This is a genomic window from Sporosarcina cascadiensis, assembly GCF_009650995.1.
In the GTDB taxonomy this organism is placed as follows: domain Bacteria; phylum Bacillota; class Bacilli; order Bacillales_A; family Planococcaceae; genus Sporosarcina; species Sporosarcina cascadiensis.
In genome coordinates this window covers 1-13,878 of sequence record NZ_WHVV01000020.1, presented here as the reverse complement: position 1 = coordinate 13,878, position 13,878 = coordinate 1, and the positions used below count along the sequence as shown (strand labels likewise).

Sequence of the window (13,878 nt, the reverse complement as noted above, 5' to 3'; positions counted from 1 at the left end):
TTTTATTCGGCATTTCAGACACAGTGGCCAATTTGCAGACATTCCCCTCAGCGCCAAATGGAAGGGGTAATATCTGCCTCAACAAATCGGTATAATTTTGTCGGCCGCTTCGTAGTACTTGTCGGTTCGGCTGTCTTAGGAACTTGATTGCTGTCCAGCGCCTCCGCGATAAAAGGCAGACTGGGTGCTTTTCTGAAAAAACCAGGTTTACTTCTCACAACAGGATCATCAATAATCGCGAGCAGCACTTGGCGCAATTCCTCCAACTTGAATTCATTTGGCAGAAAGTTTTTAACTACTGTCGTTTGAAATACATCTTTCCGTACGGCTTCGAGAGCATCTTGGATGACGTATTGATGGTCAAATGCCAGATCTAATGTAAATACTTCATCTATCGTAAATAATTGAACATCATCGGCATCATCAGCAGCTTTCCTGCTGTCGACTTTTTCATTCGGTACAATTGCGTAATGGGCATTTGATATAATCCACCCGCGTTTATCCCTGCCTAATTTGTCATACACACCATAATGTTCGATATGAATGCCGCTTACACCTGTTTCCTCTTCCAGTTCTCTCTTGGCCGCTTCGTATGCGGTTTCCTCAGGATGAATAAATCCTCCCGGCAAAGCCCATTTGCCGCCTTCGATATTAATTTCACCGTCCGCATCAACACTTGCCCGCTTTATTAACATGAGTGCCAGCGAGTGCACAGAGACTATTTTCTCCTCTCCAGCCAAGTCGTTTGGAACTAACGTGAATATCGCAATATCACTTGTATACCCATCCGGCGTTTTATACTGACTTGAATCATAATTTTTCAGTACTTCTTCTTCTGAAGTAAATTTGGACATTCATTTCATCTCTTTTCTTTTCATTTTAATTAACGATTATCAAACTGTTAATTGAATAATAACGTATATCATGGATGATTGCAAGAGAAACATCGCTATATTTTAAAATATCCCTTAATCGGATAAAAAGGAATTTAGGTCCCATGTAAACTTTTTAAATTAACTATTGATATTACATTATTTTTTGAAAAGGAACACGGAAAGATACCAAGCAACTTCTTGGTTTTGAAATAATATGTACACTTGTCAATCTGGTCTGTTGCGATATAGACTTTCACGATTGTTTGTTACATAGCTATTTGCCTCATCAGTCAAATACATCCTTGTTTTTTTTTAATAGACGTGTTAGTCTGACAATTAAATAAAACAGGAGATGAGCAGATGAATAAGGAATGGTCGTTTCAGCCTTTACGATCACATAGATTAGTGGATGATGTTGTCAATCAATTACAATATAAAATATCCAAAGGCGAGATTCAGCTAGGAGAAAAGCTTCCCACAGAGCCTAAATTAATGGAACTCTTTGGCGTTGGCCGTTCCACAATCCGGGAAGCGATAAGAGTTCTGGTCCACGCCGGATTGCTGGAAAAAAGGCAAGGTTTCGGAACGTTTTTGAAAACAAACCCAACTATACAAGAGCCTCTTACCCATCGGCTCCACCGCGCGGAATTGATGGAGGTATACGAAGCAAGAAAAATGGTGGAGTTGGAGATGGTGCGATTAGCTGCTATTCGTCGCGATGAAGCTGATTTACAGAATATGCGCGAGCATTTGGACATCCGTCATTCTGCACTGCAACATGATGATCGAGAGCTATATACAAAATCAGATATAGAATTTCATATGTCTATAGCCATAGCTTGTAAAAATGGAGTCATAATTGATTTATTTCGTTCATTTTCACAGGAAATGACCCATGCTATGCACATGTTAAATAAAGAGTATCGTTCCCATAATCCGCAATCAGAATATCATGAGAAGCTATATGAAGCGATAAAAGACAAGGATTCAGACCTGGCCGCTACCTGCACTAAACTTATTATTGAAGGAACCATTGCTGAATTATAATTTTTTATATACAAACGTCAGATGATATGCTGTTTAAGCTAATGTTTAGGAAATGGAGTGAATATAGTATGGATAAAGTTATCACTTTTGAAGATGTATCATGGAGAAGAAAGGATCAGGACATTTTAAGCGAAATTAATTGGGAAGTGAAGAAGAACGAACATTGGTGTATTTTGGGATTAAATGGTTCGGGAAAGACATCATTATTGAATATCGTCACAGGATATAATTATCCTACTACAGGAAATGTCTCGGTTTTAGGTTTGGAATTCGGGAGGACAAACTTACCTGAGTTAAGGAAAAGAATCGGATATGTCAGTAGTTCGTTTGATAAATTTGCAACTATTTTAGAACGTGAAACGGTGAAGGAAGTCATCGTAAGTGGTAAATTCGCTTCTTTTGGATTGTATGAAAAGGTTGCCGATACCGACTGGGAAAAGGCAGATGTTTTACTCTCTACGCTTCGATTATCCTATTTAAAAGGAAGAATGTTTAATACATTATCTCAAGGAGAAAAAAGAAGAGTGTTAATTGCCCGGGCACTGATGAGTAATCCTGAAATACTTATATTTGATGAACCATGTACAGGTTTAGATGTGTACTCACGAGAAGAAGTGCTAGACTTGATGAACAAAATCAATGAAAAAAACTGCCATTTACTTTATGTAACCCATCATATCGAGGAGATTACCGATATTATTTCACATGTATTATTAATTCGTGATGGAAAAATAGTTGCTTCGGGCCCCAAAAAAGAAGTCCTGACGGATGAATTATTATCCGAAGCATATAAGATGCCCGTGGCCATTCATTGGGAAGAAAATCGCCCTTGGTTAACGATTAAAAAGTTTACAGCCGGTAAAGTCGAATAATATTTTTTGGTACACAATAGGTAGTAAAAATGAAATACACTATAACCATTTGGAATGAACTGCGTGAAGCCAACATAATTGAGCTTCACACAGTTTGCTATTGTTAGAAATAGTGAAAATTATTTTTTACGCTTCCACATCACTAGCATTGCCGTCGTAATTATCGTAAAAGCCATTAGAGACAGGAAAGGAATCGTGATAAAGTGGAGCCAGTTGATATATTGGCCTGAACACGGCACCCCACTTGTACAAGTGCTGAACTCATGCAGTGAAGGAACTTTTTGCAAGGCATAATGGTAAGCAGAAACCATCATGCCGATTATCGATAGCGGCAGAACATATTGATAAACGTCCCGATCACTCCGATAACAGGCGATTCCTAAAATAATTGTCAGTGGATACATGAGTACACGTTGAAACCAACAAAGGGTACAAGGTATGAAACCCATCTGTTCACTGAAGAATAAACTTCCCCCCATTGCGGTTATGGACGTAATCCATGCAAGTAGAAGGAGCTTATTCACCACTTGAGCCTGCCTTTTCTACCGCTTTAATGAAATCACTCATGCTTGCCCCCTCAAACTGTTTACCATCAATATAGATTGTGGGAGTGGATGTCACGCCGAGTCTATTGGCAGTGGACACGTCTTTCTTAAAAGCTGCTTCCCATTTTCCTTCACTGTAAGCAAGCATGGCTTGTTCCGTTTCCTCAGGACTGGCAACCTCTGCCAAAATATCTTTCATTAATTCATCCGTGAAAAGATTGGTTTGTCCCGTTTTTGTTGTTTGATTATCAAATAATAGTTGATGGAATTCCCAAAATATATCATTGCCAAGTTCTTGATAGACCGTTTCAGCAAATTGAGCCGAGCTCGTTGAATCGGGACCGATGACCGGATAGTTCATAAAATAGAATTTCGCTTTGCCGGTCTTTACCAGTTCCTCATGAATGATGGGAACCATATTGTCATTGAAATCTTGGCAGTGCGGGCATTTATAATCTCCAAATTCCACAATACTGACAGGGGCCGATTCATCCCCCATAAAAGGCTGACCCTCATAATCAATGACAGCCGACTCCTGTTGCACATCATTCAAGACAATAATTCCAATAACCGCTACGGCAATGATGCCAATGAACAAAACTATTTTTTTAGACAAAATCAACACTCCTTAACTATCACTACACAGGGTAGTGTATTATGGTAAAAAATTTACGCAAGCGCGTAAATAAAGAGTCCGCAAATTAGACTGAAAATAATCAATGACGTACATAACACCCTTAATGGAACGCCTAACGGAATATTCCTTGTCGGATTCAAAAGGTACTCAATTCGATAGTTTACAGATGTATCTGCAAAGGAAACGTATGTAAAAGGCATCTTTTTCTGTTTGCCTACTTTCAACATTTTTAATAGGGCACTTCCCAAGTTCACAGTTGTTTCTTGTTGTTTAATGGCATACTCGTCAGCCAAAACCTCTTGAATTATCCTGTATTTTTTATGAAACCACTTTTGAATCGGGATATACCATAAAATCGATGAGCTCAGTGACAGTAAAAATATTTTAAACGGATCCCGACTTTCTTTATGATACTCTTCATGCGAGATCACCGCTTTCAGTTCATCATCCGTCAAAAGATTTAGCAATCCTGTTGTCACAATCACTTTAGGACAGATCAATCCCATCGTAATCGCCATGGGAGAGGGATGCGAGAGAACCATTATGTTCTTCCCATAAGTCCGGTTCACTTCCAATGAAAGCTTCTCCGCCTTGTATAAATGAAATCGTTTTTTCATTTTAGCAGTTTGGACTGCCTGCGAGCCAATTTTCCAAAGTAAACATAGCAGCGTATACAAAACAAGTCCATCAAGCAAGTATTCAAGAGAGGACAGCCCAAAAGCTTTTAACCAGCCATGACAGATCTCAACCAAATTGAATCGGGCATTCCAACCTGCAAACATGGAAATAGCGTATATGGCCATTTGCAGTAAAATAACACCCGATATGATCAGCGAGCCGATAAATATAAAAGATGATTGACGTCTGGACATAAATTACCTACCCTTTTTCAATTCTTCTACTTTTTTTTCAAGTTTCGCAACCAGTTCATCGTCCGCTTCTTCAAGAGCATTTAGCATATGACTGATGACCACATCGCCAAATTCGTCGATGAGCTCGTGGGTCATATCTTTTGATTGGGTATTCAAAAACTCGGCTCTTGTCTGTACCGGCTTATATACGGAAGACCTGCCCTCAGCTCTTTTTTGCAGAATTCCTTTGTCGACCAGCCGATTCATCACCGTCATCACCGTGTTAAAATTGGTGATCTTTTCTCGTTCAAGAGCTTGTTGAACGTCTTTAATGGTCTTCTCCTCACCTTCCCATAGAACATCTATAATCTTTGCTTCCAGAGGACCAAAAAAGCGATTCAATCCATTCTCGTTTATCTTAAACTTTCTAATTTTCATTCGCCATCACCTCACATTACTCATTGTAGTGTAAGATTTTTATCACGTCAATAATGGAACTAACATATGGTTACTATTTTTAAAAATAGAAAGGGTTGAAACAGTTATCAAGCGATTTGGTTATTTTTCATTCGCCAATACACCATAATGTCTAACACGACTTTGGCAATAAGCAGTACAATCATTGTAAATACTACGTTTTGTATGAAAGAGTTCAGTAGAAAGTCTCGTTTTGAACTCAATAAAGATAAGAAATTGTAAATGCTATAATTATTGATCGGGAATAAGTTCAATAGCTTGTAGATGATTCCCCTCTTAAAGAACTCTGTCAACGCTTTAGGTAAAAAGAATAAGCCTAGTGAAATAACCAATGAACTAAATGGAGAACGAGTAATAGAGGAAACAAATAAGGTGATCCCAACAATCGACAGCATACTTACAAAGTGGAATGCCACAACTAATAAAAAGACTTGTAACTGATTGAATTCAACCGGGAAAGTGAATAATTTTAATGAAAAATTCGTTTGGATACTAATATCCCAACCGCCAAAACCGCTATTATAAACATAAAAGCATACGACAGATACAATTTGTATAAAAAGAAATACAAAAGTTGAAATACACGTTGCAGCAATAATCTTAGAAACGGTTAATTGGTTTCTGCCAAATTTTGTCGACAGTAATAACTGGTTGAGATTTCTTGAAGCATCGCTTGAGAAAACAATAGAACAGATTAAGATCGTAATAATGCTTATGAGAATGAATAATTGGTCGTTTACTTTATAAAGATCATACCATGTCACATAACTTCCAATGGTAAGTGGCGCATCAAATGCAGTAAAACCGAGATCTTCAATAGCCTTAAGATTTATTTCATCAATCGTCATTTTATTATTCTGGGCTATAGCTTCATTCATTGTTAAATAAATATCTATATCTTTCGGAAAAAATGTATCTCCAATCTGCCAGGAAAACAAATCAAACGTTTTGTTATCTGACTCCTTGCTTTGGTATCTGTCTATGTAAACTGAAAGAATATCTTTTACCTTTTGATCGGTAAACTCTCCGGTACTTTCTTTCACCACCTCATGATACAGTTCTGTTCCATCACCTATTTTTTCTCCACTAATATGAAGTTGTGAATAATAAAAACCGATGAAGAGGATCCCTGCCAACACAACCAATGACACTAGCATTCCGCCGATAAATGATTTACTTTGTATGATTTTTTCTATTTCATATTTCACAAGGGTCCTCATTTATTCGCGTCCTCCCTAAAATAATATAGATACAAATCCTCCAATGTCGGTTGAACTTGTTGTGCATTGGGAGTCGGCTTCTCCTTTGAAATAATTCTTAACACCGTGCCGTTTGCCGTGTGCTTTTGATTGCTAATTACATAATCAGCCAATATTTCATCAAGTTTGCTTGCTTCCACTACTGATTCCCAAACATCACCACTAATCGTGTTGACTAATTCAGCGGAAGCCCCTCTGTTTTCAAGTCGGCCTTGATTTAACACAAGTATTTCATCTGCAATATACTCAACGTCAGAAACAATATGTGTGGAAAGAATAATAATTTTGTTTTCGGAGAATGAACTAATCAGGTTCCTAAAACGAACACGTTCTTTTGGATCTAAACCGACGGTAGGTTCATCTAAAATCAACACTTCCGGATCATTGATCATGGCTTGGGCAATTCCTAATCGTTGCTTCATTCCACCAGAATACTTTCTGATCTTCTTATTCTTCATATCCTCTAATCCGACCAGCTCCAAGAGTTCAAGACATCTTTTTTTAGCGATCTTTTTATTAATTCCTTTTAAAGCCGCGATGTATAACATAAATTTCATTCCCGTGAAATCAGGATAATAGCTGAAATCTTGTGGCAGAAAGCCTAAGATCGAGCGAAAGGCATCTGGGTTACTATGGATGTCCCTTTGATTATATGTAATGGTGCCTGTATTTTGCTTCGTCACTCCACAGATAATCCTGAATAAAGTCGTTTTACCAGATCCATTAGAACCTAAAAGGCCGTATACGCCTGGTTTTAATGTGAACGAAACATCATGAAGAACAGCAGCATTATCGTATTTCTTTGTAATATTATGTAACTCCAATAACATTAGCAAAACGCCTCCCACTTCTTAACTCTCAAATTATTCATCACAAGAAACAATAAAATTACTAGTGATCCCACGTATCCCATGCCCCAGTATTTCAAATTAAATTCGTAAACGTTAAATAGATTCGTTATAAACAGGATACTGACCAGCACCACTCCTGAGCTTATCCAAAGAATTGCAGAAGAGAGGGTGTTCCTCCATACAGTGAAAACAGAAAATAGAAGGATACAAGAAATATTAAAGGGAACCAGTAAATACAAAAGTATCCTCGATAAAGAGATGGCAAGTACACCTTGCGTAATGAAAGAAATAGAAACAATTAATAGGAGATCGGCTACTCCAAAGATCAATAGCTTGATCATGATATGTTGACGCAACTCGTATTTTAATGTTTGCTCTAATTCCCACATTCCAGATGTGAAGCTGCGGAAAATCTCTTCCATAAAGAAAGTAACAGAGATGATGACGATGACTGTTAAACTTTGAATGATGAAAGCAAATGACTCTTCACTCATAACATTCGTAATTAAAATAGTTGTCAACATGAGAAGCGTCAATTGAATCAGCCAAGTATGCAGCCTGGTAAATTGAATAGACGAATAAATAAGATCGACTATGGAATGCCTGTTAAGTTGATTTTTCATTAATACACGCTTTCCTATGTGAATAAGTTCTTGTTTCTGACTCTCGTCAATCTCTACTTCATGAGCTTTCATTTTTTTTAGCGTTTTATTACTCATTCATAAACTCCTCCCTATCTAACAATTTCCTAAGTTTTTTCAGGCCTTGGTTGATTCGAGATTGTGAAGTCGGTACACTCGTTCCCGTTATTTTCGCAATGGTTTTCACTTTAAAGTCATGATAATATTTCAAGATCAAGGCTTCTCTCTGGATAGCGGGAAGTGTATTGAGGGCGAGTTGAATTTGTTTGTTACTTTCTTGTGTAATGATACTCATCGTAATCGTTTGAGAATCAACATGGATCAAACTTTCATCAAATTCATATTGAGTAAGTTTCTTTTTGTTATAGTGGTTGTTACACGTATTAATCGTTATCGTAAATAGGTAATTAAAGAATTTACCGCTAAATTTATAGCTCTCAATGTTTTCGATCACTTTCAAAAAGATATCTTGAGTCAGGTCAGCAGCTAGAACTCGATCGCCTAGACATCTCCGCACACAATAGGAATAAATTTGATGATAGTATGTATGTACAAGTTCCTCCCAAGCTTCAGGATCACCCGATTTTATTTTCCGAATCAACATATAGTCTTTAATCGCTCTCACCTATCCATAGAAAAATACACTTCACTATAGATTAACAAAGTTCTTTACAAAATCATTTAACTTCTTTGAAAGTTTTTCGCTAATTGGTTTGTTTATTTTACTATTAGCAGGAGCAGTAAATTGGCAATTCACATTAGAAAAAGGGACTTCACCAGGAGTATCAAATAAAAAATGCACATAATCAGCCGGGAAGGCCAATCATGTGCATCCGCGTGATTTTTAGTTGCTTACTGATTTCCTTGTGTAACCCACTCAGCTACTTGTACTGTACGTTTTGCTTGATATTTAACGGCTGCTTGGACATCTTCAACCATTTGTCCGTCCTGTCCAACCGTGACGCTCGTTCCATATGGATTTCCTCCTGCGCCAAATAGAACCGGATCTGTATAACCAGGAGTTACGATAATTGCGCCCCAGTGCATCATGGATGTATATAATGATAAAAGAGTAGCTTCTTGGCCGCCGTGCGGATTCTGAGCAGAAGTCATGGCGCTGACCACTTTATTGACAGTTTTACCGCTTGCCCACAGCCCTCCCTGCGTATCCAGGAACTGTTTCATTTGTGACGCCATGTTGCCAAATCGAGTGGGCACACTGAAGATGATGGCATCTGCCCATTCGAGATCTTCTGATGTGGCAACCGGAATATCTTTTGTTGATTCGACAGTCGCCTTCCATCCTTCATTATTTTCAATAACGGATTGCGGAGCCAATTCCTGCACTTTTAAGACCCTTACTTCAGCGCCGGCTTCTGCTGCACCTTCTTCAGCCCACTTGGATAATTGATAGTTTGTTCCACCCATACTATAGAAAATAACGGCTACTTTTACATTTGACATTTTGCATTCTCCTTTATTGTTTACCTAATTTTTACGAAAACCATGTTCTGCGCATCCTTGATATTGACTGCATTTCACCTTCATTTACAGTCTGCAGGAAACCGACTTATACTATTTATTTACCTGTTTGTCCATTACAGTATGTCTACTTTTGAAATAATTAAACCTGTATACCATTACTTTCGCGGTCTTCTCAAAAATCGTACTCCTCATCTTTCTTCATACGAATAGCCTCCATAGCTTCAACGGTAACTACGGTATCTTCCACTAGTCGTTCCAATCGGAAAAGAACGTCATCATTGACAATTTCTTTACGAAGGAAGTCTTTTTCTTCAATGAATACATACGTTGGAACGATAAGTGCCTTCATATAAGATAAAATAGGTTTTAATTGCTGCTCCACCATCAGATAATGCTTCGCGGTGCCTGCTGTGACGACACTGCTGACGACTTTATCACGGAACGCATTGACCGGCAATAAATCGAAAACGTTTTTAAGTGTTGCAGGAATAGATGCTTGGAATGTCGGTGTTCCGATAATAATCGCATCCGCCGCCATAATCGTCTCTGTAACGTATTTTGTATCTCCTTCATATTCAAAGTAATTTCTCCCGTCACTAAACTGCACGGTGTATTCTGCCAAGTCCAGAAGTGTGACCTCATGCTCAGGATACTTTTCTGATAAAATTTCCACTGTTTTCAGCATCGCGGTTTTCGTCTTTGAACCGACGATAGACCCTGCCAGTGCGACAATCTTCATATTATTCTCTCCTTCTGTTGACTGCCTTCTTTTTACATACCGACCTGAAAAAATCGTCTTTATTCTTCTGACTTCACAGCAGTATGTTTGTTAATAGCTGGAATGATGTCATTTCCGATGATTTCGATATTTTTCATGATTTTCTCAAAAGGTACACCGCCAAAATCAATTTGTGCCATAAAGCGCTGCATGCCGTACAGTTCATGCTGGTAGAGCAGCTTTTCAATAATCTGTTCTTTGCTGCCGACCATTAATGCATCCCGTGTATCAGGCGCTTGGGCGAATTGCTGTTTTGGGTAACCGCTGCCCCGGATCGCCTGGAATCCTCCGTTAATATGCGGATACATCCCCTGCAGCGCTTCCTTTGTCGTATCAGCAACATAGAACAGGCTGGTTGTGGCAATCGGTAATTCATTCGGATCAAAACCGCTCCGCTCTGCTGCTTCCCGGTAGGCATCGACGGAAGGCTTAAAGTTGACAGCCGGCCCGCCTAATGTCGTCAGCATCATGGGAATTCCCATGTATCCTGCTTTAATTGCACTCGCAGGAGGGCCGCCGACAGCACGCCAAATAGGCAGAGAGTCATTTTTAGGTTGCGGCAAAATTTGGGCGTTTTGCAGCGGCGCACGAAATTCGCCTTGCCACGTCACATATTCTTCTTCATTGATCTGTTTAAGAAGTTCCAGTTTCTCCTCGAAAATCTCTTCGTAATCTTGCAGGTCAACGCCAAGCAATTGATAGGCACCCACACGGGAACCGCGCCCCGCAACAATTTCTGCACGACCATCTGAAATTAAGTCGACCGTAGCGAAGTCCTCATATACACGAACAGGATCTGATACGCTCAGCACCGTTGCCGAACTCGTGATTTTTATTTTACTCGTCGCTTGTGCGATGGCACCGAGGACGACGGTATGAGCCTGGGTAGTGAAATAAGTTTGGTGACTTTCCCCAACGCCAAAGACATCAATGCCCGCTTGCTCCGCCAGTTGGCTCACTTCAATCAATTCATTAATCCTGGCTTGCGCAGAAATACGTTCACCTGTCAGCGGATTGGGCATATGATCGCCTAATGAATAGAGTCCAAACTCCATACCTTTTGATAAATCGATACGATATTTTTCCATACTTATTTCTCCTCGCTTTAATTTGATTAGTCAAGTGATAGGGTGAAAAAATTATCTGTTCGACAATCTTTTTCTTTCACTGTTTTTTTGTACACGCGACATGAGCGAATACAGGGTTTTTTGTTCATCTTCTGATAAACACTCATCAAAGAACGACGATTGGAATCTCAGCTGTGCATCAAACGCATGATCCAATTTTAGACGTCCTTTTTCTGTCAGCGATATCGCTTTCGTTTTCCAATCCTGCTTGCGTTCAATCAGTCCCTCTTTCTCCAAACGGGCGAGCATACGGGAAATACCACCCTGCGTCACTGTCGCTTTCTCAGCGAGTTCACTTTGTGTTAACGGCTGATACGTTGATATTTGCATTAACACATCAAATTGTGCCGCCGTTAAATCATATGGTTTTAAAAAGTCATTGGATAATAAGTTACTTTGATGGGTGAATCGTGAGAGCCTCAGCCAAATTAATGATCCGCGTGTATTTTGTTTCATAAATCCTTCACTTCCTTTAATTTCTACAATCACTTTACTACTCAATTGACAGAAATACAAGTTTTCCGCCTGCTACTCTTTTTACTCAATTGGTTTTAATTTCGCTCTAATCAAAGCACGTCTTTCTTTTAAAAACACCGGCAAGTCTAATCGATAAAACTTGAAAAAAATCGGTTTCCTTTTCAGAACTTTCATATGACAAACTCATACCAGTCTGGCCGATTGACAGCTCTTTTACCTTTACCTCTACTCCGTCAACCGTTTGGGAATGATTTGCCGCAATTTTATGGACATCTGAAATCCTATTGACAGGTGCAGAGAAATACCAGCTTTCCCCTTCTTCTCCATGGAGGATCAGTCTAAGCTCGAATTGATCCGGCATATCTTCTGTTAAATTGATCTCCTGAATCGCAGTCCGTTTGGTTGATGAGAGGATGTCCTCCCCGTAACTACCGGTGGATCCCTTCGGCAATTTGCCATTGATGGTAAAATCCATTCCAGCTTTAAAGTACTGTTCATCCAGTTCTTTTTCTGATTCAATCACTAAACCAAGTGAAATATTATTTTGATCATAGAGAATTTCTTTCAGTGTAACGGAAATTCCGTTCTCAGTTTGTGTCTCCCCTATTTCACTCGTCAGTCCATTTTCATTTGCTATTTGCAAGCTGATCAAATCAGAGTTTCCAAAAATGGAGCCGATGATCGGAATTTGCGACAAACTGTTTGCCAATGTGGATGAATAGTGTGATGAACCGATCAATAGGGCGAAGGCGGCTTGGCGATATTACAAGAAGCATTAGAAGTCGGATCACAATATTTCTACATTCGTACATTTCTGGACGAAAAGGAAGTCCACCCACTGCTAGAAAAAATTTGTAAAATGTCTGAAGACGACAAGCAGATGAGAGAGCTGTTACCCGCTTATTATTTGCAACAATTCCAAACCAGTGAACCCATTCCCAACGAAATCATAAGTTTGCTTACAACCCGAGAACAAGAAGTATATTCACTTTTGGCGGATGGCTTGACAAATCGTGAAATCGCAGGAAAGTTATTTTTATCTGAAGGAACTGTACGAGTGTATGTTTCTACAATTTATAGTAAACTCGGAGTCGATTCACGATCTAAAGCGATCCTTCTTAAATTTGAATAGATAGAAGACCAAATATCTGCTTGGCAGCAAACCCTTGTGTGAAAAACTAACGTGAATGTATGAACATTCATGTTTATTAAAACAATCATGGCTATTTTTTACATGTGTCATTTTACAATCTCTCTAGCAATCACTATCCTAATATGAGGCGATAAGAACAAGTGTACCGTTCAACAAAAAAGGAGCTGCATACATATAATCCTTCATGGAAGCACTGGACGGTCGTCAGTCTGCCGATTTTGTCGCGGCATATGAAGTTTCAGGTGGCGAAGGATAAGTATAAACAGTTTCAGATTGCAAAGAAGTTAATTTGTCGGGCATCGACTGTTATAAACGGATGCGATGTGGATGTATCTCTATCAAAATTGGTGTACATTAATCTATAAATTATCCGGACTCTTGATAACATAAATGATAATTCGATTCTGATTAACGCACGGAATTATTACTCTGTACGTATATCAAGAAAAACTCAGTTATTATGTGCATTTTAATATTAGCAAGACACCAACTGTCTAAAACTAATGAGAAATACTTTGGATTTTTTCCATTCTTGTTTCTTGAAAATAGAATTCGAGAAAAGATCCTCTTACCGAAAATCTTTTCGGCAAGAGGTTCTTTTCTTTACTTTTCATGTACCTGATAAGTTTAAAATCCACGTAATCCTTGGTTAGAAACTGCTCACCTAGTACATCTTGGCGTTTTTCCCGAGGTTGAGATAGTGTTAAACCAGAAGATATCAGCACAGTGTATTCATATGCATTCACTGTGCTGCTTTTATTTAGTTTTGTTCCCCAGTTATTCAACATTTATATTTCACCATT

The 13,878-nt window shown here is 38.9% G+C and carries 18 protein-coding genes and 1 pseudogene; 4 read left to right on the top strand and 15 right to left on the bottom strand.

All coding sequences use genetic code 11. From position 1 onward, the window contains the following. Nucleotides 1–47 precede the first annotated feature (47 nt). On the bottom strand, nt 48–854 hold the full coding sequence (locus GDZ68_RS15950; RefSeq protein ID WP_153723305.1) for an NUDIX domain-containing protein: 807 nt from the start codon (nt 852–854) through the stop codon (nt 48–50). A 381-nt stretch (nt 855–1,235) separates the two neighbouring features. Here GDZ68_RS15950 and GDZ68_RS15945 point away from each other — a divergent pair, with 381 nt between their 5' ends. Continuing rightward, nucleotides 1,236–1,922 (top strand): FadR/GntR family transcriptional regulator, encoded by a 687-nt coding sequence (locus tag GDZ68_RS15945; RefSeq protein WP_153723304.1) that lies wholly within the window; start codon nt 1,236–1,238, stop codon nt 1,920–1,922. Nucleotides 1,923–1,990: 68 nt separating this feature from the next. Continuing rightward, complete coding sequence (locus GDZ68_RS15940; RefSeq protein ID WP_153723303.1) at nt 1,991–2,794, top strand: ABC transporter ATP-binding protein; 804 nt, start codon at nt 1,991–1,993, stop codon at nt 2,792–2,794. A gap of 119 nt (nt 2,795–2,913) precedes the next feature. Here the strand turns inward: GDZ68_RS15940 and GDZ68_RS15935 are convergent, their stop codons facing one another. From GDZ68_RS15935 to GDZ68_RS15875, 13 genes and pseudogenes are all read right to left on the bottom strand, one after another. Beyond that, a complete protein-coding gene (locus GDZ68_RS15935; protein ID WP_153723341.1) occupies nt 2,914–3,318 on the bottom strand; it encodes a disulfide oxidoreductase in 405 nt (134 codons plus the stop codon). Beyond that, a complete protein-coding gene (locus GDZ68_RS15930; RefSeq protein ID WP_153723302.1) occupies nt 3,311–3,955 on the bottom strand; it encodes a DsbA family protein in 645 nt (214 codons plus the stop codon). Before GDZ68_RS15930 ends, GDZ68_RS15935 begins: the two co-directional genes overlap by 8 nt. Nucleotides 3,956–4,008: 53 nt before the next feature. Next, complete coding sequence (locus GDZ68_RS15925; protein WP_153723301.1) at nt 4,009–4,848, bottom strand: M56 family metallopeptidase; 840 nt, start codon at nt 4,846–4,848, stop codon at nt 4,009–4,011. 3 nt (nt 4,849–4,851) lie between these two features. Beyond that, a complete protein-coding gene (locus GDZ68_RS15920; RefSeq protein WP_153723300.1) occupies nt 4,852–5,265 on the bottom strand; it encodes a BlaI/MecI/CopY family transcriptional regulator in 414 nt (137 codons plus the stop codon). Nucleotides 5,266–5,372: 107 nt separating this feature from the next. Beyond that, complete coding sequence (locus GDZ68_RS15915; RefSeq protein ID WP_194841207.1) at nt 5,373–6,512, bottom strand: ABC transporter permease subunit; 1,140 nt, start codon at nt 6,510–6,512, stop codon at nt 5,373–5,375. A gap of 8 nt (nt 6,513–6,520) precedes the next feature. Next, on the bottom strand, nt 6,521–7,393 hold the full coding sequence (locus GDZ68_RS15910) for an ABC transporter ATP-binding protein (protein ID WP_153723298.1): 873 nt from the start codon (nt 7,391–7,393) through the stop codon (nt 6,521–6,523). Beyond that, the gene (locus tag GDZ68_RS15905; RefSeq protein WP_153723297.1) at nt 7,393–8,133 is read right to left on the bottom strand and encodes a hypothetical protein; all 741 of its coding nucleotides are present in this window, start codon (nt 8,131–8,133) and stop codon (nt 7,393–7,395) included. Before GDZ68_RS15905 ends, GDZ68_RS15910 begins: the two co-directional genes overlap by 1 nt. Then, nucleotides 8,126–8,680, bottom strand: coding sequence for an RNA polymerase sigma factor (locus tag GDZ68_RS15900; RefSeq protein WP_228551137.1), 555 nt, complete (start codon nt 8,678–8,680; stop codon nt 8,126–8,128). Before GDZ68_RS15900 ends, GDZ68_RS15905 begins: the two co-directional genes overlap by 8 nt. A 227-nt stretch (nt 8,681–8,907) precedes the next feature. Continuing rightward, nucleotides 8,908–9,519 (bottom strand): NAD(P)H:quinone oxidoreductase type IV, encoded by a 612-nt coding sequence (wrbA, locus tag GDZ68_RS15895; RefSeq protein WP_153723296.1) that lies wholly within the window; start codon nt 9,517–9,519, stop codon nt 8,908–8,910. A 193-nt stretch (nt 9,520–9,712) separates the two neighbouring features. Next, nucleotides 9,713–10,279, bottom strand: a complete 567-nt coding sequence (locus tag GDZ68_RS15890) for an NADPH-dependent FMN reductase (RefSeq protein WP_153723295.1) — start codon at nt 10,277–10,279, stop codon at nt 9,713–9,715. A 59-nt stretch (nt 10,280–10,338) separates the two neighbouring features. Further along, nucleotides 10,339–11,406, bottom strand: coding sequence for an LLM class flavin-dependent oxidoreductase (locus GDZ68_RS15885; protein WP_153723294.1), 1,068 nt, complete (start codon nt 11,404–11,406; stop codon nt 10,339–10,341). Nucleotides 11,407–11,457: 51 nt separating this feature from the next. Continuing rightward, on the bottom strand, nt 11,458–11,901 hold the full coding sequence (locus GDZ68_RS15880; protein ID WP_153723293.1) for a MarR family winged helix-turn-helix transcriptional regulator: 444 nt from the start codon (nt 11,899–11,901) through the stop codon (nt 11,458–11,460). Nucleotides 11,902–12,007: 106 nt separating this feature from the next. Continuing rightward, nucleotides 12,008–12,664: pseudogene (locus GDZ68_RS15875) on the bottom strand (DUF4179 domain-containing protein); the annotation flags it as partial. Between the two features lie 12 nt (nt 12,665–12,676). Here GDZ68_RS15875 and GDZ68_RS15870 point away from each other — a divergent pair. Together GDZ68_RS15870 and GDZ68_RS15865 are read left to right on the top strand one after the other, a co-directional pair. After that, complete coding sequence (locus GDZ68_RS15870; protein WP_228551136.1) at nt 12,677–13,054, top strand: helix-turn-helix domain-containing protein; 378 nt, start codon at nt 12,677–12,679, stop codon at nt 13,052–13,054. Between the two features lie 161 nt (nt 13,055–13,215). Then, nucleotides 13,216–13,440, top strand: a complete 225-nt coding sequence (locus GDZ68_RS15865) for a hypothetical protein (protein WP_153723291.1) — start codon at nt 13,216–13,218, stop codon at nt 13,438–13,440. Between the two features lie 135 nt (nt 13,441–13,575). Here the strand turns inward: GDZ68_RS15865 and GDZ68_RS15860 are convergent, their stop codons facing one another. Beyond that, nucleotides 13,576–13,863, bottom strand: a complete 288-nt coding sequence (locus GDZ68_RS15860) for a hypothetical protein (RefSeq protein WP_153723290.1) — start codon at nt 13,861–13,863, stop codon at nt 13,576–13,578. Nucleotides 13,864–13,878: the final 15 nt, after the last annotated feature.